Consider the following 18,705-nt stretch of genomic DNA (forward strand, 5'->3'; position numbering starts at 1 on the left):
CTGCTCCGCTGAGGATATAGGCAGGACAAGTTCAACATCAGATCGAGGGATATTGCATGACATCACGGACCGTCGTCGTTACCGGCGCTTTCGGGATATTGGGCGGCGCCGTCGCTGCCGCCTTCGCGGCCGCTGGCGACAGGGTGGCGCGGGTCGATTATGCCCCCGCTCCCGCCGAAACTCCGACGGGCTGCCGCGATTTCGGCGGCGTCGATCTGACCGACTATGCCGCGACGCAGAAGCTGGTGGTGGAAATCGTGGGCGCGATGGGGTCGATCGACGTACTGGTCAATGTCGCGGGCGGATTCATATGGGAGACGCTGGCCGATGGGGGCAGCGCGACGTGGAACCGCATGTTCGCGATGAACGCAACGACCTGCGTCAACATGACCAAGGCTGCTCTACCGGAACTGGAGAAGGCGCGGCAAGCCCGCATCATCAACATCGGCGCGGGCGGCGCCGTGGTCGCAGCGGCAGGCATGGGCGGCTATGCCGCGTCGAAAATGGCCGTGCACAAGCTGACCGAGAGCTTGGCGGCTGAACTGTCCGGCAAGGACATCACGGTGAACGCGATCCTGCCCAGCATCATCGACACGCCGACCAACCGGGCGGACATGCCCGACGCGGACTTCAGCCAATGGGTGCAACCGGCCGCCATCGCAGAGGTCATCCAGTTCCTGGCTTCCCCGGCCGCGCGATCCATCAGCGGCGCGTTGATCCCCGTGGCAAAGGGCGGCTGAAACGCCCCATTTGACGGCCGTCGGGCAGGCTGCACGCTGGTCCGTCAGACGATCTCGAACAACGCCGCCGCGCCCATGCCGCCGCCGATGCACATGGTGACGACGGCGTTCTTCGCGCCCAGCCGCTTGCCCGCCAGCAGGGCATGGCCGGTCATGCGCGATCCGGTCATGCCGAACGGATGCCCAATCGAAATGGCACCCCCGTCGACATTGACCCTGGCGGGATCGATGCCCAGCCGGTCGATGCAATAGAGCGCCTGGCTGGCATAAGCCTCATTCAGTTCCCAAATGTCCACGTCCGACACGGAAAGTCCCATCCGGTCGAGCAGCTTCGGCACTGCGAAGACCGGGCCGATGCCCATTTCGTCCGGCTCGCAACCGGCGACCTGCATGCCCTTGTAAAGGCCCAGGATCGGCAAGCCGCGCCGCGCGGCCTCATCCGCGTCCATGATGACGCACGCACTGGAACCGTCGGACAGCTGGCTGCAATTGCCCGCCGTCACCGATCCCCCTTCGAACAGGGGCTTGAGGCGTGCAAGCCCGTCCATATCCGTGCCGGGCCGGTTGCATTCGTCCTGCGTCAGCGTGACCTCTTCCTGGCCCGTGACGGCAAGAGCCTTGTCCACGACATTCTTCGTCGCGGTGATCGGCACTATCTCATCATCGAACCAGCCCTTTTCCTGGGCCGTCGCCGTGCGCGCCTGGCTCGTCATGGCGAATGCATCCTGCGCTTCGCGGCTGACGCCATAGCGCCGGGCCACGATATCGCCCGTCAGGTTCATTGCCATATAGATTTCGGGCTTGTGTTCGAGCAGCCACTCGTCCTTGTTGCGGAAGACATTGCGGTGCGGGTCGACAAGGCTGACCGTTTCGACGCCTCCTGCCACATAGACGCCCCCTTCCCCGCCCCGGATCCGTTGCGCGGCGATCGCAATGGTCTGGAGCCCGGACGAACATTTGCGGTCAAGCGTCATGCCGCACACGCTGATCGGCAGCCCCGCGCGCAACGCGGCCTGCCGTGCGATGTTCGATCCCACCGCGCCTTCGCATCGGGCAGAGCCCAGCAGCACGTCATCGATCTCCGCCGGGTCGATCCCGGCACGTTCCACAGCCGCGCGGATCGAGTGCGCCGCCAGCGTCGCGCCATGAATATTATTGAGCGCGCCCCGGTGCGCCTTGCCGATCGGCGTACGCGCCGTCGCGACGATCGCTGCATCCTTCATGCCCGAAATCTCCCGTCAGAAGCTGACGAGCAGATAGGGTTTGGGCCGGCCGCTTTCCATAACGCGTCGGCCTCATCACGTCTTTGATGAAGCAGGCGAACGTGCTTGACCCAGCCCGCGCAGGTTCACAAAGCATGGTTGATTCCGAAGCAGGGAGCGCTTCACAATGACCATTACCGTCGAAAAGCAGGGTCCGGTCGCGATCGTCACGCTGAACCGCCCAGAGACGAAAAATGCCATCACCCAGGAAATGCGCGGACAGCTATATGGCGCGTTCGAAGATATCGCCATGGACCATGACGTCCGCGCCGTAATCCTGACGGGCGCCGGCGGCGACTTCTGTTCGGGCATGGACGTGACCGGCATGGGCAAGGGCGGCGTCACCGGCTCGATGGACCGGATGTACACCCTCAATCGGATCGCCAAGGCCATTTATTCGCTCAAGAAGCCCACGATCGCTGCGGTGCCGGGCGTGTGCGTGGGCGTCGGCTTCTCCTATGCGCTTGCCTGCGACATCGTGCTCGCCGGTGAACAGGCCCGCTTCGCCGCGATATTCCGCAACATCGCGCTGGCGCCCGATGGTGGTCTTGTCTGGCACCTCCGCCAGTTGCTGGGCGTGCAGAAGGCCAAGGAACTGGTCTATTCCGGCCGTATCGTCCGCGCCGACGAAGCGGTGGCGGCGGGCATCGCCTATGAAAAGGTCGCCCAGGATTCGCTGATGGACCGGGCCATGGAACTGGCGCAAAGCTTCGCATCCGGACCCACCATTGCCATGGGGATGGCCAAGCGGCAGTTCGAACTGAGCTGGAACACCGGCTTTGAGCAATATCTGGAACTGGAAGCTTCGATCCAGCCTCTGATGAGCCGGACGGAAGACCATGAGGAAGGGCTGCTCGCCTTCCGCGAAAAGCGCAAGCCGCAGTTCAGGGGCGAGTGACGCAGATGCTCCAGCCCGAAGCGGAATGGCGCGCGCACCTGGCAGAGGGGCGTTTCATGATACAGCGCAGCCGGTCGACCGGGGGCCATGTCTTCTATCCCCGCGTGGCGGAGCCCGGCACGGGCGCCGAAGATCTGGAATGGGTGCCCGCGTCGGGGGCGGGAACGGTGCATGCGGTCACCATCGTGCGCAAGAAGGATCCGGCCGACAGCTACAGCGTCGTGCTGGTCGACCTCGCCGAAGGACCGCGGCTGATGAGCCGTGTCGACGGCGTGCCGGTCGACGACATTCATATCGGCATGGCGGTCAAGGCCAGCATCATCAACGAGGGGGACAAGCCTTTGCTCGTCTTCGTGCCCGCATGAACATGAGAAACGGTTTCCCGCGCGGTCGCGCCGCGATCGTCGGCGCGTCCACCTATGGCATTGGCCTGTGTCCCGGCGTTTCGGCCGTGGACATGGCGGCCAGGGCCGCGCTGCTGGCGCTGGCCGACGCGGGCATTTCCCTGGCGGAAGTGGATGCGGTCTACACCTCCGCGCCCTATGAGGCGCTGGGTGGCATGGAGCTGGCCGAATATCTGGGCCTGACGCCCAAGGTCACCGACTGCAACCGCACGGGCGGTTCCGCTTTCGAGGTCTATGTCCAGCAGGCGGCACTGGCACTTGAGGCCGGTCTGATCGATTGCGCGCTGATCGCCTATGGGTCCAATCCCGCCAGCAATCCGCCCCCGGGCGTCGGCATGACGCGCCAAAGCCCGTGGGAAGCGCTTTATAAGCCGCTGGCTCCCCTCTCCTCCTATGCGCTGGCTGCAAGCCGGCACATGCATCTTTACGACACCACCCGCGAGCAACTGGCCGAAGTGGCGGTCGCGGCGCGGCAATGGGCGCAACTGAATCCTGAGGCCGCGGTACGGGATCCGTTGAGCGTGGAGGATGTGCTGAAGGCGCGCATGGTGTCCGATCCCCTGACGGTGCGCGATTGCTGCCTGTTCAACGACGGCGCGGCGGCCGTGGTGATGGTCCGCGCCGACCGGGCAAGGGATTGCGCCAGGGCGCCGGTCCATGTGCTGGGCGCGGCCCATGCCGTCACCCATCGCGAAATCAGCTCCATGCCCGATCTTACCGTGACGGGAGCCGCAATTTCCGGCCCGCAGGCCTTCGCCCAGGCCGGCGTCGGACCCGCCGACATGGATGTGGTGATGCTCTACGATGCATTCACCATCACGCCCATCCTGTTCCTGGAGGATCTTGGCTTCTGTCCCAAGGGCGAAGGTGGGCGGTTTGTCTCAAACGGGCATGTCGCGCCGGGCGGCGGTCTGGCGCTCAACACCAATGGCGGCGGCCTGTCCTGTGTGCATCCGGGCATGTATGGCCTGTTCCTGCTGGTGGAGGCCACGCGGCAACTTCGCGGCGAATGCGGCGAGCGGCAGGTCGAAAATGCCCGGCTTGCCCTCGCCCATGGCAATGGCGGGGTGCTGTCCAGTGAAGCGACGGTCGTGCTGGGAACGCCCGAAACCCTGTAAGGGGAGCCCGCGCCTGCCCTCCTTCAGGCGGGCGCGCTCAGGACCAGGCTGACCAGATTTTCCACATCTGCAAGCAACGCCTCCATCTCCAGGGCGGGCTGTTCCTCGCCAAAGCTGTTCTTGTCGAACAGCGCGACGGCGTTCCACATCATCGTGCCAGCCAATGCTATCCGCGCCCGACCCAGTTGCGGCGGCAGCCAGGCCAGCGCAGCGTGCAGCCGTTCCAGCAGGGCCGCTATGCTGGGCGCGCCGGGTCGCGGGACGGCCGCGTCAAACGGATCGCTGAGCAGGCCGGCCGCGCTCATGTGCATCATGAAGCGGATATGGGCATGGGGCGCCTGTTCGTCACGGAGCAGGAAATAGGGCCGCATCATGCAGCGCCAGGCGGTGAAGGCGTCGAGATGTTCCAGCGACGGCCCGCTTTCCCCGATCATCCGGGCGCGGTCCGCCTCCGTATCCCGCAGCCGCATATCGACGACAGCGCGCAGCAACTCTTCCACGCTGCCGAAATGATAGCTGACGGCGGCAGTATTTTTCTGCCCGGCGGCAAGCGCGATCGCCCGCAGGGTCGCCACCCCGATCCCTGCTTCGGCCACCAGCGTTTCCGCGGCAAGGCAGAGCTGCCTTTTGGTGCTCTCGCTGCGGGGGGTTGACGTCATGGAAGGCCTTGTAGCCTGCTTGCCCCTTATGACCAGCCCCTCAATTAAATCATTTGCTTTATTTCGAAGCAAAGCTATAATGGCGGGGAAGAAAGTTGAGAGGAGTATTCCCGTGATCATCACCGCCATGCCCGGTCCCTTCGGCGCCATCGTTGAAGGCGTCGACCTCTCCAAGCCGCAGGGCGAGGAAACCCTGCGGGCATTGATCGGGGCGCTGCATGAACATCAGATTCTCGCGATACGCGGCCAGCAGCTGGCGGATGCGGACTATGTCGCCTTTGGCCATCAATGGGGCCAACCGCTGATGTTCCACCTGCCAACCCACAGGAAAGATGATTTTCCGGAGATGATCCGGATCACCAATGCTGCCGCCACGCCTGAACGCTATCGCGACGGCGCCAAATTCTGGCACCAGGACAGCAGTTATGAGGCTGTGCCTGCCAGCGTGACGATGCTCTATGGCGTGGAAACGCCCGCCGAGGGCGGCGAAACGCTGATCGCCAGCACCGCTCTGGCCTATGATGCGCTGGACGAAGACATGAAGGCCCGGATCGACGGTCTTACCGGCTTGCATTGCCTGGGCGGATCGCCTGCCCTGCCAGGTGAGAAGATCCCGTTCATTCCCGAAAATACGGCCCGCCACGGCATTGTTTCGCATCCGCTGGTGATGCGCCATCCGGTCACGGCGCGAAAGGCACTCTACACGTCCGGTTCGGCCTTCGGGGCCGAGGGACTGGAAACCGACGAGGGACGCGCGCTGATCAATGAATTGCGTGCCCATTGCACCCAGCCCCAGTTCGTGACGCGCTACAAGGTGGAAACGGGCGACATCTTCCTGTGGGACAATTTCCAGGTCCTGCACAGCGCCACGCCGATCGAATATTCCGACGAAATCGGCAAGCGCCGACTGCTCTACCGGATCAGTACAAAGGGCGTGCCCGCACTGTGCAAGGCGGCCGACCTCGCCGCCTGAGAGGCGTATCAATCCGGATCGATGTTCCAGTCGATCCGGTTGGTCAGGAAGGCAAGCGCGGCTTGAACATGCGGCAGGGCGATACGATCCGGCGCGCCCATCAGCACGACGGGCAGCCGGGGCCAGTTCGCTTCGGGCAGCAGGGGGATCAGGCGACCGGCATGGATATGATCGCGCGCCAGCATCTCCAATGTCTGGCCGATCCCCAGGCCCGCCAGAGTGGCCGAAAGTATCGCCGCGCCATCGTTGAAGGTGAAAGCCGTGGGCGACCGCACCCTTATCGTGCGGTCACCCTGCCGCAGTTGCAGCGGATTGCCGCCCGGCGTCTCCACGCTGGCATAGAGGATCGTCCGGTGATGGGCCAGATCGTCGGCTTTCGTCGGCTGCCCGTGCTGTGCGATATAATCGGGCGATGCAAGGCAGACGAGCCGCGTCGTGCCCAGCTTCACGGTCTTCCATCCAGTCGGCGGCACCTCGCCCGCCCGTATGACCAAATCAAAACCGTCGACGCGAAAGAGCGTCCCCCGGTCGCCCAGCGTCAGGTCCAGGATCAATCGGGGATGGAGCCGCTGGAATTCCGCGAGCGCCGGCATGATGAACGCTTGTCCCATGGAGGCCGGAGCGTCCAGTCGCACGCGCCCCGCTATGCCAGCCCCCGGCCGTACCGCCATGTCCGCCGTGGCCACCGCGTCCAGCGCGGCATGCGCATAGGTCAGATAATGGCCGCCCTCCACGGTCAGATCTACCCGGCGGGTCGACCGGTTGAACAAGCGCACGCCCAGATGTTCCTCCAGCCTCCTCACATGCAGGGTGACCATGGGCGTGGAGATGTTGAGGCGCAGCGCAGCCCTCGTGAAGGAGCCGGCCTCGGCCACCGCCACAAAGGCCTCCATCGCCGTCAGTCGATCCATCTTCAGCTCCCGCTTCGCATGCATCCTACATCGAAATCGCGCGCGACACAGGCATCCTGCCCGTCCCATCGGCCTTTTGATGCCTGTGGCGGCGGCCTTGCCGTTTTGCATGCAACCTTGCAACAACCCTGCAGAGAGAGGAGCCTGGAATGAGCGGTTTTCTGGATGAGCGCGCCAATCTGGCAGGGAAAGTGGCCGCCATTATCGGCGGTGGCGGCGGCATTGGCGCCGGCATTTCGCTGGCATTGGCCAAGGCGGGTGTGGACCTGGCGATCTGCGACATCGATGCGGCGGCGCTGACCGACACAGAGCGCGCGATCAAGGCGGTGGGCCGTCGGGTCACGGCCATGACCGCGGATGCCACCGACGAAGCGGCGCTCGACGCCTTTTACGACAATGTCGAACGCGCCTATCCGCGCCTCGACATAGTGGTGAACGTGGCGGGCGGAACCAGAAGGCAATTGCTTTCCGAAGCGAGTCGGGCCGACATCGCGCGCGATATTCACCGCAATTACGGCTATGTGGTCCAGTCGGTGCAGCGTGCAGTGCCGCTGATCAAGCGTTCCGGCGACGGCGGCAGCATCATCAATTTCACCACGATAGAGGCGCATCGCGGCGCCGCCAGCTTCTCTGTCTATGCAGGCGCCAAGGCGGCGACCACCAACTTCACCCGCTCGATGGCGGTCGAACTGGGCAAGGACAGGATCCGCGTCAGTTGCATCGCCCCGGACACGACCCTGAGCCAGGGCAATGTGGCTGCCATGCCTCCCTCCTTCGCGGAGGGCTTTGCGAAACTGCCTGCCCATGTCAGGGGCAAGGGGATGGAGATGTACATCCCCAGGGGAGAGCAACCGCCGGTCGACGCCCTGGCGAACGCCGTTCTGTTTCTGGGTTCGGACCTGTCGACTTTCGTGTCGGGCATGACAATGCACGTCGACGGCGGCACCATGGCGGCGGCGGGCATGATCGAATGGCCCTTTGGCGATGGCTTCGTGCCGACGCCGCTCGCCGGAACGCTGGCGCACCTCTATCACGAAGGAGACGACGCATGATCCTCTACGCCGTCACTCTTTCGCCCTTCGCGGCGCGCGTCCGGCTGGCCCTGCGCGTCAAGAAGCTGGGCTATGACATGCAACCGCCACCGGGCGGCAGCACGCGGTCGCCCGAATATCTTGCGATCAATCCCATCGGCAAATTGCCGGTGCTGGTGACAGACGAAGGGCTGGCGATCGCCGAGTCCGAAACTATCCTGGACTATCTGGACGAACAGTTCCCGGCGCCTTCCCTGATGCCCTCGGACCCGGCTGAACGGGTGCGGATGCGAAACATCATCCGCAGTTTCGAACTCTATGCGACGCCCGCCATGTCCCGCCTGTTCAAACAGATGGATCCAGCAACCAGGGACGAAGCGGTGACCGCGGCTGAGATCGCCAACTGGCGCAACGGCCTGGGGCTTTGCGATCAATTCGTGACCGACGCCATGTTCGCCGTGGGCGGCGCCATCAGCAAGGCGGACTGCGTCCTGCTGCCCAGCCTTTTGCTCTGCGAGGTCGTCGCCAGCATCTTTGAACTGGACGATCCACTTGCTGACCGTCGCAATCTTGCCGGCTACCAGGAAAAGGCGCGCCAGCACCCGGATATGGGAACGATCTGGAACGAAACGGCGGCCGCACTTGCGGCCATGAGAGCGGGCCGGTGATATTCGGCGGATCGACATGAGGCAGTTCCGCCCCATGTCGATCCGCCAAAAGCAGGCAGTCGTCAAAATCGCGATCAGGCTTCAGGCGAAAAGTTCGGCGGAGGCCAGCCTGTCGGCAATGAAGCGGCAGAAGCGCGCCGCATCGGCGCCGTTGATGACGCGATGATCGTAGCTGAGAGACAAAGGCAGCATCTGCCGCCAGGCAATCCCCCCGTCGTCAGCCGGAACCGGAACGGGCCGCGCGCGGGTGACGCCCAGGATCGCGACTTCCGGCGCATTGACGATAGGCGTGAACCCGGTTCCGCCGATATGCCCCAGTGAGGTCAGGGTGATACAGCCGCCGGACATTTCCGCCATGGACAGGCCCTTCGTTCGTGCCTTCTCCGACAAGGCGACGATTTCCTCCGCAATCTGCGTCACGGACTTACGGTCGCAGTCGCGGATGACAGGCACCAGCAGGCCGCCGGGCGTATCGACCGCCACGCCGACATGCACATATTTCTTGAGCGTCAGCGTGGCGCTCGCCGGATCGAGCGAGGCGTTGAACTGCGGAAAGGCAGCCAGGCCATCGGCCAGCGCCTTCACAAGCAGCGGCACCGCCGTCAGCTTTGTACCGCCGCCGGCATTATGGGCCTTGCGCCTTTCCTCCAGAGCCGTGATGTCCGCCTCATCCTGATGAGTGACGTGCGGAATGGCGACCCAGTTACGACCCAGGAACGCCGCGACGAACTTCTGGATCTTGCTGAGAGGCCGCTGCTCGACCTCGCCGAAGACCGAGAAATCGCCCGTCGGCCAGGGCGCAAGACCTGCGAGCAAATCGCTCATATGTGCTGGGATCCCGTCGGCTTGAGGAATGTGAAGCGGGGGCTTTCCAAATCTATGGAGTCGGTCAACTGCATAGTCGGGGCCGCCGCGAAAACGCTTTCCAGCAAGGCCGCTGGATCATTCGTCTCGACCTCGTAATCGGCAACGAACAGGCCGGTTTCGACGCCGCTCATGTCCAGTTCCCTGTACCGGGTGCAGGACAATATGCCCGGCAACCGGCACATCTCGGCGGAGTGAACATCTTCGTACCAGCGGTCATATTCCGCCTCGCGCCCGGGTACCGCGCGCGAGGTCACATGCAGGATATAACGCATGCCGATTACTCGATCGTCGCCAGAAGGGTGCCGACCTCATAGGTTTCCCCGATCTGGGCAATGATCTTGAGAGTGCCGCTGGCGGGGCTTTCCACTTCCTGCGTGGATTTTTCCGATTCCAGCGCATAGAGCGGCTGGCCCTCGACGGCCTGGCCGCCATCTTCCACCAGCCATTCGGCCAGCGTGCCTTCGTTCATCGAGAAACCGATCTTGGGCAGCAATACTTCAACAGCCATGGAAAACTCCCTGCGCGATATTAGGATTTGATGATGGCTTCAGCAGCCGCGACGATGTCCGCGGTCTGCGGGGCAAATGCGGTTTCCAGCGGCTTGGAGAACGGAACCGGGCAGAATGCGCCGCCCAGCCGCTTGACCGGAGCCTTGAGCTTGCCGAACAGTTCCTCGTTCAGCACGGCCGCGATTTCCGCGCCGGCGCCAAAGGGCGTCACCGCCTCATGCACGATGATGGCGCGGCCGGTCCGGGCGACGGAGTTCACCACCGTTTCCTTGTCCCAGGGCGCGATGGTGCGCAGGTCGATCAGCTCGGCGGAAATGCCCGCCTCCTTCAGCTTCGCGACGGCGGGCATCGCCTCCTGGATCATGCGCGCATAGGCGATGATGGTGACATCGCTGCCTTCGCTCAGCACATTGGCCTTGCCGATGGGTACGCGATGGCCCCTTTCCGGCGCTTCGGCAGGTGTCCAGTAGGACGGCAGATTCTCGATGAACAGCACCGGATCAGGATCATCGATGGCGCTGCGCATCAGGCCATAGGCATCCTTCGGGCTGGAAGGCGCGACGACCTTGATGCCCGCGGTATGCGCGAACCAGGCTTCCAGATAGTCGCAATGCTGCCCGCCGCTGGCGAATCCCGTCCCCGTCATGGTGCGGATGACGATAGGCACATGGGTCTGGCCACCCGACATGAAACGCAGCTTCGCGGCATGGTTCACGATCATGTCCATCGCCACGGTCGTGAAGTTCATCAGCATGATCTCTGCAATGGGCTTGAAGCCCACCAGGCTCGCACCGATGGCCGCGCCGATGATCGCCTGTTCGGAAATGGGCGTGGAGCGCACCCGATGTTCGCCAAAGCGCGAGGAAAGCCCCCTGGTGACGCCGCACACGCCGCCCTCCTCGGGGTCGGCCAGATCCTCGCCAAGCGCGATGACATTGTCATCCTCTTCCATCGCGTCGGCAATGGCGGCGTTGATGCCCTGGAGGATATTTGCCTTGGCGGCCTTCACGGTATTTTCAGGGGCCATTGTGGTCTCGGCGTTCATCAGGCCATCTCCTCCGCGAACACGTCGCGCTTCAGTTCCTCCACGCCGGGGAAGTCGCTCGCCAGAGCGAATTCGACCGCCTCGTCGATCTCCTTCTCGATGGCGGCTTCCATCTCGGCCAGTTGCTCCTCGCTCGCGACGCCTCTTTCGATCAGCGACGCGCGGAAGCGGGGAACGGGATCGTTCGCCATTGCATCGGCCTTGCGCGCCTTGTCCATATAGGCGTCAGCATCGCCGAAGACGTGGCCAAAGAAGCGATAGGTCATCGCCTCGATCAGGGTCGGCCCCTCGCCGGCGCGGGCGCGGGCGATCGCCTCGTTGGCGACGGCGTACATTTCGAATGGGTCGTTGCCGTCCACCCGCACGCCCGGCATGCCATAGGCGGCGGCGCGATCGGCTACCTTGACGTTGCTGGTCTTGTCATAGGCGGTATGCTCGCCCCATTCATTGTTCTGGCAAACGAAGATCACCGGCAATTTCCAGACGGCGGCCAGATTGAGCGATTCGTGGAATGCGCCGATATTGGCGGCGCCATCGCCGAAGGAAGCGACCGTCACGCGGCCATCGCCGCGCAATTGGGAGCCCCAGGCCAGGCCATTGGCGATCGGCATGGTGGATCCGACGATGCCGGTCGTCACCATGATGCCCTTGGTGGGATAGGTGACGTGCATCGGACCGCCCTTGCCCTTGCAGGTGCCGGTCGTGCGACCGGCGACTTCCGCCCACAGATCCTTGAGCGGCAGTCCCTTGGCAAGCTGGTCATGGCTGCCGCGATAGATGGTGCAGATATAATCCTCATCAGTCAGATTGACCGAAATGGCGCTGGGGATCACCTCCTGACCGCGCGGGCTGTAATAGGGCATGACCAGCCGCCCGTTCATGATGACCTTCCGCGACCGTTCGTCATTCGCCTTGATCAGCGCCATGCGGCGGTAGATTTCTATCTGGGTCGCCGCATCGGGGGTTGCCCTGTTGGTCATTTTCAGACGTCCTTTCGAAAGGCCGGATTCTTGCTATACGGCGTCCAGCATCTGCCATGTTTTGCCCGGCATGAAAGCCCCGGCCGATCCATATCGCAATTGTGAAGGATGCGGCGGCACCGTCATTCCGATTGGGGGCGCCGCGCGCGCAGTTCGATCCGCCCCTTGCCGAATGGCGCATCGCGATTGGTCAGCGCCTCCTTCAGCCCTTTTTCCGCCATGTCCTTGCGGAACTGGCTGCGGCGTGGACCAGTGCTGAGATGCGCGCGGGCGTCCAGTTCGGCGGCATAGCGCAGGGACTGCTTCGCGCCGGCCAGTTCCATCTGCGCATTGACGACGCGCTTGTGCGTGGCGAGTATCTCGGCGTCGACGCTGCCGATGCGGCGCACCATTTCATCCGCCTCGAAATCCAGTTCCGCCGCCGGATAGGCCTCCAGCACCAGGCCGATGCGCGCCGCGTCAATGCCGCTGATCGTGTCGCCCGTGAACAGCATGCGCTTGGTCCACTGCGGTCCGCAATGGTAGAACCACAGGTTCGTGGGCGGCGTGCCATTCGCGCGGGCGGCGGGAAAGCCGATCTTCGCATCATCAGCCGCCAGCACGATGTCGCAGGAGAAGGCCAGGTCCGTGCCGCCAGCCAGGCAATTGCCCTGGACCTTCGCCACGATCGGCTTGTGCAGGTCCAGCATGATGGAGGTCAGTTCCTGTTGCCGTTCCAGGTTCCAGATGTCGTCGTCGATCGTTCCTGCACGGCTGCGGTAATCGGCCGGATCATATTCCGTCGCCGCGTCGGCTGCACCGCCATAGCTGTCCGTCAGATCATAGCCAGCGCAAAAATCGCGCCCTTCCCCCGAAAGCATGATGACGTTGGCGTCGCGCCGGTCGTCCGCTTCCAGCAGCGCCTGATGTAGTTCCTTGAGCGTCTGACCCGACAGGGCATTGCGCTTTTCAGGGCGATTCAGGGTGATGCGGGCCACATTGTCGCGCACCGCAAAGCTAATGCAGTCCGTCGATTTCAGCCATTTCATGCCCATATTCCGCTCTCCAAGGTCATCATGGCCCAACATAGCGCGCCATGTACCACGCTGGCGATGCCTTCCGGCCGGTCTATCGGTCATGTGATCCTTGCCCTCCGTCCATCTTGCTCCCGAGGGGTGTCCGGGGCAGTCCTGCCGGATCATGCGGAACATCGGGGTAGAGCAGGCGAAGATGGTGGCGGGCTTCCGTCGGCTGAAGCAATTGGACGAAGTCATGCGGGCCTTCGATCCCGTCTACGTGCGCCAGGAAGCGGATGGCTATGTCACCATGGGCTTTCGCGTCGGACCCCAGCACTGCAATCCGCGCGGCAATTGTCATGGCGGCACCTGGGCGACGATGGCCGATGTCGTCATGGGCCTGAATGTCGGCTTCATCACCGGGCTTAGTGGACCGACCGTTTCGCTCGGCATCGATTTCCTGGGCGCCGCCGTCGAGGGACAGTGGGTCGAAGGGCGGGCGGAAATCCTGCGCTGGACGCCCAACCTTGCCTTCGCGCAATGCCGCTTCAGCGCGGACGGCGAGACAGCGTTGCGCGCCAATGCGGTCTTCCGCCGCAAGTCCCTGGCCTATTCCGACTTTGAGTCGCTGATCGCGCATTCATCGAACGATATGGAATAAGGAGAGCATCATGAGCCGTCTGACAGGCAAGGTCGCAGTGATCATGGGCGCGACCCGCGAAGGCAATATGGGGCAAGCGATCGCCAAACGCTTCCTTGAGGAAGGCGCGCATGTCGTCGTGTCAGGTCGCGGCAGGGAGGGACTGGACGCGTTCGCCGCCGCGACCGGAGCCACCGCCATCCCGTGCGACATCCGCAGCCGCGATCAGATCCAGTCGCTGGCCGATGCTGTACTGGCGCAGCATGGTGCGATCGACATCGCCGTCAATGCGGCCGCGATCGGCTTTCTCGCGCCCTTCGAGGAAGAGACGGAGGAGCAGATCGATTCGATGCTCTCCATCATCTTCAAGGGCGGAATGTTCTTCATGCAGGTGATGGTCGGGGCCATGAAGCGCGAACGCCGGAACGGACGGGGCGGCGCGATCATCAATATCTCCTCGGCCGTGGCCGACATCATGTCCGACGATCATTGCAGCTATATGGGCGCCAAGGCCGCGCTCAACCATATGACGCGCTTTGTCGCATATGAATATGGCAGGCATGGCATCCGCGCCAACATCCTTGCGCCGGGCCTCACCATCACGCCGATGCTGGGCGGCTTCAACGTGCCGGGCATGGTGGAAGCCTATGCAAAGGAATACCCGCTGGGGCGGATCACGACGGTGGAGGACATCGCCAATGCGGCCCTGTTCATGGCCAGCGACGAATGTTTCATGACGGGCCAGACCTTCCATGTGACCGGCGGCCTGACGCTGCGCCGCAATCCCACGACGGAGGAGATCATGGCCTCTATCGCCGCCCATGGCGACACGACAGCAGCCATGTGAACGGTAGTGCAGGGTCGCGCCGCAGCCCTGATGGGCCGACGGCGAGGGATCAGACTGGCGATGATCTGAGGGCGAGGCGGCGGCGACATTGACTTGCGCCATGCGCAGGCGGGAAGCTGATGTCCAATCACAGGAGAGGGCGGGAATCGTGAACCAGCCATCCGGCACGGTGCAGCCGAAGATCTTATGCAGGAAGAAGTCGGGACCGGAGGATTTCATCCCGAAAGAAGATTATGTCAGCCGCGATTTCGCTCGTCTGGAGCAGCAGCGGCTCTGGCCCCGCGCATGGCAGATGGCCTGTCGGGAAGAGGAAATCCCCCGCGTCGGCGATTATGTCACTTACGACATACTGGATGAATCCATCATCGTCGTGCGCGTCGCGCCTGAACGGATAGCGGCCTATCATAATGCGTGCCAACATCGTGGACGCCGGCTGACGGAGGGATGCGGCCACGCGGCCCGTCTGTTCTGCCGCTTTCACGGCTGGTCCTGGAAGCTCGACGGAACGATCGCCCATGTCGTCGACCGGGACAATTGGGACGGCAGCCTGAAGGACGAGGACGTCGCCCTGCCGCAGGTCAGGGTCGATCGCTGGGGCGGTTTCGTCTTCATCTGCATGGACGAGGATGCCGAGCCCCTGCTCGATTTCCTCTCCCCCATTCCTGAGGTTTTCCGCAACTATCCCTTCGAGAAGATGCGCTATCGCTGGTACAAGCGCACCGGAATCGATTGCAACTGGAAGACAGCGCTGGAAGCCTTCAACGAAGGCTATCATGTCCAGACCACCCACAGCCAATTGCTGCCGGTCCACGATGATGAGGCACTGTCCTTCGCCGAAGGGCGCCATGGCAGCTACCAACTTGCGCCCGGACGCATTTCCCTGGGCGAACGATCGCCACGTCTGACCAGCGTGCGGGTCGATTATCGCCGCAATGTCCGGGACTTCGTCCTGATGCTGGAGGAGGATCTGAAAGCCTCCATCCCGCCGCATATGTCGGAACTGGCGGGCCGGCTTGTCGATGAGTTGCCCGAGGACGCATCCCTGCTCGACGTGCTGATGAAATATGGGCAGATCGCCTTCGAGGCAGCGCAGGAACGGGGCATCCCCTTCCCTTCGCTTACGCCGGAGGAGATCGCGCGCGCGGGAGCCGACTGGCATCTGTTCCCCAACATGGTGTTCCTGCCTGCGCCCGACGCGATGCTGGCCTATCGCGCACGGCCGGACCGGAATGATCCTGAACGATGCATCTTCGAAGTCTATTCGCTGGTCCTCTATCCTGAAGGGCAGGAACCGCCGCTGGAGCGGCAGACCTTTGAGGATTGGCGCGATCATGACGGTTGGGGCCTGATCCTGACCCAGGACTTTGAGAATATGACCGAAGTGCAGCGGGGCATGCGTTCCACGGGCTTCAAGGGTTCACGCACAAATCCGGTGCAGGAGCGCAGCGTGTCGAATTTCCACCGCGCGCTGCGGGAGTTCATCGACCCCGGAACATGAAGATCAAAAGGAGAGAATATGGCGGGCAGATTAAGCGGCAGGGTCGCGATCGTCACCGGCGGCGGCCAGGGCGTGGGTCTGGGCATCGCGCAGGTTTTCCTGCGTGAAGGGGCGAGGGTGCTGATCACCGGCCGTACCCCCGACAAGCTGGAAGCAGCCGTCGCCGGCCTTGCAGCCGACGGCGGAGAGGCAGCATGGATCGCCGGAACCGCAGGCGTGCGGGCGGATGCGGAGGCCGCCGTGGCGAAGGCGGTCGAACTGTTCGGCGGGATCGACATTCTGGTGAACAATGCCCAGACGTCGAAACCCGGCACCCTGTTCGAGGATACGGACGACGCCCTTTTCGCGATGACGATCGAATCCGGTCTCTATGGAACCTTCCAGCATATGCAGGCGGCCGTCCCCCATATGAAGGAGAAGGGCGGCACGATCATCAACTTTGGTTCCTATGAGGGCATTCACGGCGGCATCGGCTTTGCCGCCTATGCCGCGACGAAGGAGGCCATTCGCGGCCTTTCCCGCACCGCGGCCCGGGAACTGGGCAAGTACAAGATCCGGGTCAATGTGATCTGCCCGGCCGCGCTCAGCCCGATTGCCCAGCAATGGGTCAAGGATTTCCCGGAAGAGGCGGAGAAGGTGATGAAGCTGGTCGCGCTCGGCTATCTCGGGGACTGCATGGAGGACATCGGGCCCGCCGCGCTGTTCCTGGCGAGTGACGACAGCCGCTATGTGACGGGACAGACGATCAACGTCGACGGCGGACAGATGATGTTATGAGCGGCGCACTTGATTTCGCGGGCCGCACCGCGATTGTCACCGGCGCGACCAAGGGCCTTGGCCGCGCCTATGCGCATTGGCTCGCGGCGCATGGTTGCGCCGTCGTGGTCAGCAACCGCAAGGCACCCGACGGCTCCTCCTCAGCCCGGACGGTCTGCGAGGAAATCGTGGCGGCGGGTGGCCGGGCGGTCGTGCATGACGGACCGGTACAGACGCCGGAAGCCGCCGAGGAGATGGTGCGGATCGCCCGCCAGCATTTCGGTACGCCCGACATTTTCATCAGCAATGCCGGCGTTCAGGCGTTCCGTGACTTCGGCAGCGTCACGCTGGACGAAATGAATGCGCTGCTGGAGATCAACCTTCACGGCGTGCTGGTGGGGTTGAAGGCCATATGGCCGGCGATGGCGGAGGCGGGATATGGGCGTATCGTGCTGACCGGTTCCAGCGCGGGGTTGTGGGGACAGGTCGGCTCGGCCGATTATGCGGCGTCCAAGGCGGCGATGGTCGGCATTGCGCGTTCGCTGACCATCGACATCCCCACGGGCGCGGACATATGCGTCAATGTGATCGCTCCCGCCGCCTACACGCCCATGTCGGCAGGCAGCATTCCAGCCGAGTGGGCCGGCTATGCCTCACCGGATCATGTCGCGCCGGTCGTCGGCTGGCTGTGCAGCGATCGATGCAGCACTTCGGGCGGCATCTACCATGCGGGCGCAGGCAATGTCCGCCGTGTGCAGATATTGGAAGGCCCCGTTCATAAATTGTCCGAGGGCGATATCGACAGCGTGATGCGCGGTTTGACCGCGCAACCCGAATGGACCAGCTCTTTTGCTTCCGGCGCGGAGATCATGCCGGAACTGGTGAAGGCGATGACAGCATGACCATAGATTTCTCCGGCCAGGTGGCCATCGTGACGGGAGCAGGCGGCGGCATGGGACGCGCCTATGCGCTGGAACTGGCGCGCCGCGGCGCTGCCGTCGTCGTCAATGACTATGGCGGAGGCGTTCTGGGCGAACAGAATGGCAGTGCCGCGCCAGCCCAGGCCGTGGTGGATGAAATAATCGCGGCTGGCGGACAGGCCATTGCCAATGGGCTGGCGGTGGGTACGGCGGGCAATGCGCGGGCGATCACCCGGGCGGCGCTGGACGCGTTCGGACGGATCGACATTCTCGTCAACAATGCCGGCACGGCCATTGCCGGCCCCTTCACCGCGTATGATGACGACGCGATCGAGCGCCATTATGCAACCAACCTCATTGGCGGCCATCATTTGATGCGCGCAGCATGGCCGCACATGGCGGAAAACCGCTATGGCCGGATCCTCAACGTCAGTTCCAACGGTGCACTGGGCGTGGGCGGCAATGCCCCCTATGGCGCGGCAAAAGCAGGCATGCTGGGCCTCACTCTGGATGCCGCGATCGAGGGCAAGCCGCTCGGCATTTTGGTGAATGCCGTGATGCCGACATCCTATTCGCGACTGGTAGAGCAGATCCCTGATGCTACCACGGTCGCCTGGTTCCGCGACAATCTGCCGCCGGAAAAGGTGGCGGCGGCGATGGCCTGGTTCCTGAGCCGCGATTGTGCGGCAACGGGCCGCATCCTGCTGACCGGCGGCGGCCGCCTGTCGAGCCTGATCTTTGCCGAGACCGCAGAGATTTTCGATCCGGAGATCAGCGCTGAACGGGTCGCCCAGCGGATCGGGGAGATATGGGACGAAAACCCGCTCACCCCCGTGCATAACCAGGCGGAGGCAGGCGCGCGCTATTTCCGCCACCTGCCCTGGACGGCGGCCGCCACGCCTGATTTTGGCCCGGACGTCGAGCGAGGCTGAGCTGGCGCCTTTTCCCTAGGGTAGAAAGGCCCTGTCCTTCGACGCCGCATTT

General features: G+C 63.6%; 22 protein-coding genes. 13 read left to right on the forward strand and 9 right to left on the reverse strand.

Features of this window, described 5'->3' with window-relative positions; genetic code table 11:
- The first annotated feature begins 56 nt into the window (after positions 1-56).
- Positions 57-740, forward strand: coding sequence for an SDR family NAD(P)-dependent oxidoreductase (locus MRBLMA1_RS08780; RefSeq protein ID WP_363736164.1), 684 nt, complete (start codon positions 57-59; stop codon positions 738-740).
- Positions 741-784: 44 nt separating this feature from the next.
- On the opposite strand, the gene MRBLMA1_RS08785 is transcribed toward MRBLMA1_RS08780, so the two are convergent.
- Positions 785-1,963, reverse strand: a complete 1,179-nt coding sequence (locus tag MRBLMA1_RS08785) for an acetyl-CoA C-acyltransferase (protein WP_363736166.1) — start codon at positions 1,961-1,963, stop codon at positions 785-787.
- Between the two features lie 166 nt (positions 1,964-2,129).
- Between MRBLMA1_RS08785 and MRBLMA1_RS08790 the strand changes: the two genes are divergently transcribed.
- From MRBLMA1_RS08790 to MRBLMA1_RS08800, 3 genes are read left to right on the forward strand one after another with little or no spacing between them, the layout of a single operon-like run.
- The gene (locus tag MRBLMA1_RS08790) at positions 2,130-2,900 is read left to right on the forward strand and encodes an enoyl-CoA hydratase/isomerase family protein (RefSeq protein WP_363736168.1); all 771 of its coding nucleotides are present in this window, start codon (positions 2,130-2,132) and stop codon (positions 2,898-2,900) included.
- Between the two features lie 5 nt (positions 2,901-2,905).
- Positions 2,906-3,265, forward strand: coding sequence for a Zn-ribbon domain-containing OB-fold protein (locus tag MRBLMA1_RS08795; protein WP_363736881.1), 360 nt, complete (start codon positions 2,906-2,908; stop codon positions 3,263-3,265).
- 2 nt (positions 3,266-3,267) lie between these two features.
- On the forward strand, positions 3,268-4,422 hold the full coding sequence (locus MRBLMA1_RS08800) for a thiolase (protein ID WP_363736169.1): 1,155 nt from the start codon (positions 3,268-3,270) through the stop codon (positions 4,420-4,422).
- A 23-nt stretch (positions 4,423-4,445) separates the two neighbouring features.
- Here MRBLMA1_RS08800 and MRBLMA1_RS08805 read toward each other — a convergent pair whose 3' ends face one another.
- Positions 4,446-5,081 (reverse strand): TetR family transcriptional regulator, encoded by a 636-nt coding sequence (locus MRBLMA1_RS08805; RefSeq protein WP_363736171.1) that lies wholly within the window; start codon positions 5,079-5,081, stop codon positions 4,446-4,448.
- Between the two features lie 112 nt (positions 5,082-5,193).
- On the opposite strand from MRBLMA1_RS08805, the gene MRBLMA1_RS08810 reads away from it, so the two are divergent.
- A complete protein-coding gene (locus tag MRBLMA1_RS08810) occupies positions 5,194-6,054 on the forward strand; it encodes a TauD/TfdA dioxygenase family protein (RefSeq protein WP_363736173.1) in 861 nt (286 codons plus the stop codon).
- 8 nt (positions 6,055-6,062) lie between these two features.
- On the opposite strand, the gene MRBLMA1_RS08815 is transcribed toward MRBLMA1_RS08810, so the two are convergent.
- Complete coding sequence (locus MRBLMA1_RS08815; protein ID WP_363736175.1) at positions 6,063-6,965, reverse strand: LysR family transcriptional regulator; 903 nt, start codon at positions 6,963-6,965, stop codon at positions 6,063-6,065.
- Positions 6,966-7,114: 149 nt separating this feature from the next.
- On the opposite strand from MRBLMA1_RS08815, the gene MRBLMA1_RS08820 reads away from it, so the two are divergent.
- Together MRBLMA1_RS08820 and MRBLMA1_RS08825 are read left to right on the forward strand one after the other, a co-directional pair.
- Complete coding sequence (locus tag MRBLMA1_RS08820) at positions 7,115-8,017, forward strand: SDR family NAD(P)-dependent oxidoreductase (RefSeq protein WP_363736177.1); 903 nt, start codon at positions 7,115-7,117, stop codon at positions 8,015-8,017.
- A complete protein-coding gene (locus MRBLMA1_RS08825; protein WP_363736179.1) occupies positions 8,014-8,664 on the forward strand; it encodes a glutathione S-transferase family protein in 651 nt (216 codons plus the stop codon). Before MRBLMA1_RS08820 ends, MRBLMA1_RS08825 begins: the two co-directional genes overlap by 4 nt.
- A gap of 81 nt (positions 8,665-8,745) precedes the next feature.
- Here the strand turns inward: MRBLMA1_RS08825 and MRBLMA1_RS08830 are convergent, their stop codons facing one another.
- From MRBLMA1_RS08830 to MRBLMA1_RS08855, 6 genes are all read right to left on the reverse strand, one after another.
- Complete coding sequence (locus MRBLMA1_RS08830) at positions 8,746-9,489, reverse strand: 2-oxo acid dehydrogenase subunit E2 (protein ID WP_363736181.1); 744 nt, start codon at positions 9,487-9,489, stop codon at positions 8,746-8,748.
- Entirely contained in the window at positions 9,486-9,803 is a 318-nt protein-coding gene (locus tag MRBLMA1_RS08835) for a hypothetical protein (protein WP_363736183.1), read from the reverse strand. The genes MRBLMA1_RS08830 and MRBLMA1_RS08835 overlap by 4 nt, the downstream gene beginning before the upstream one ends.
- Before the next feature lie 5 nt (positions 9,804-9,808).
- The gene (locus MRBLMA1_RS08840) at positions 9,809-10,039 is read right to left on the reverse strand and encodes a biotin/lipoyl-containing protein (RefSeq protein ID WP_013849477.1); all 231 of its coding nucleotides are present in this window, start codon (positions 10,037-10,039) and stop codon (positions 9,809-9,811) included.
- A gap of 20 nt (positions 10,040-10,059) precedes the next feature.
- The gene (locus MRBLMA1_RS08845) at positions 10,060-11,085 is read right to left on the reverse strand and encodes an alpha-ketoacid dehydrogenase subunit beta (RefSeq protein ID WP_363736186.1); all 1,026 of its coding nucleotides are present in this window, start codon (positions 11,083-11,085) and stop codon (positions 10,060-10,062) included.
- Positions 11,085-12,065: a thiamine pyrophosphate-dependent dehydrogenase E1 component subunit alpha gene (locus tag MRBLMA1_RS08850; protein ID WP_363736189.1), complete on the reverse strand. Its 981-nt coding sequence runs from the start codon at positions 12,063-12,065 to the stop codon at positions 11,085-11,087. The genes MRBLMA1_RS08845 and MRBLMA1_RS08850 overlap by 1 nt, the downstream gene beginning before the upstream one ends.
- Positions 12,066-12,187: 122 nt before the next feature.
- Positions 12,188-13,093, reverse strand: a complete 906-nt coding sequence (locus MRBLMA1_RS08855; RefSeq protein ID WP_363736191.1) for a crotonase/enoyl-CoA hydratase family protein — start codon at positions 13,091-13,093, stop codon at positions 12,188-12,190.
- Between the two features lie 151 nt (positions 13,094-13,244).
- Here MRBLMA1_RS08855 and MRBLMA1_RS08860 point away from each other — a divergent pair, with 151 nt between their 5' ends.
- The 6 genes from MRBLMA1_RS08860 to MRBLMA1_RS08885 all read left to right on the forward strand — a co-directional run bounded on the left by MRBLMA1_RS08860 (position 13,245) and on the right by MRBLMA1_RS08885 (position 18,653).
- Positions 13,245-13,721 (forward strand): PaaI family thioesterase, encoded by a 477-nt coding sequence (locus tag MRBLMA1_RS08860; RefSeq protein ID WP_363736192.1) that lies wholly within the window; start codon positions 13,245-13,247, stop codon positions 13,719-13,721.
- A 10-nt stretch (positions 13,722-13,731) separates the two neighbouring features.
- Entirely contained in the window at positions 13,732-14,547 is an 816-nt protein-coding gene (locus tag MRBLMA1_RS08865; protein WP_363736193.1) for an SDR family NAD(P)-dependent oxidoreductase, read from the forward strand.
- A gap of 148 nt (positions 14,548-14,695) precedes the next feature.
- A complete protein-coding gene (locus tag MRBLMA1_RS08870) occupies positions 14,696-16,045 on the forward strand; it encodes an aromatic ring-hydroxylating dioxygenase subunit alpha (RefSeq protein WP_363736194.1) in 1,350 nt (449 codons plus the stop codon).
- Positions 16,046-16,063: 18 nt separating this feature from the next.
- On the forward strand, positions 16,064-16,822 hold the full coding sequence (locus MRBLMA1_RS08875) for an SDR family NAD(P)-dependent oxidoreductase (RefSeq protein WP_133651291.1): 759 nt from the start codon (positions 16,064-16,066) through the stop codon (positions 16,820-16,822).
- Complete coding sequence (locus MRBLMA1_RS08880; RefSeq protein ID WP_363736195.1) at positions 16,819-17,703, forward strand: SDR family NAD(P)-dependent oxidoreductase; 885 nt, start codon at positions 16,819-16,821, stop codon at positions 17,701-17,703. The genes MRBLMA1_RS08875 and MRBLMA1_RS08880 overlap by 4 nt, the downstream gene beginning before the upstream one ends.
- Entirely contained in the window at positions 17,700-18,653 is a 954-nt protein-coding gene (locus MRBLMA1_RS08885; protein ID WP_363736197.1) for an SDR family NAD(P)-dependent oxidoreductase, read from the forward strand. The genes MRBLMA1_RS08880 and MRBLMA1_RS08885 overlap by 4 nt, the downstream gene beginning before the upstream one ends.
- Positions 18,654-18,705: the final 52 nt, after the last annotated feature.

The organism is Sphingobium sp. LMA1-1-1.1 (assembly GCF_040676365.1).
Classification (GTDB): domain Bacteria; phylum Pseudomonadota; class Alphaproteobacteria; order Sphingomonadales; family Sphingomonadaceae; genus Sphingobium.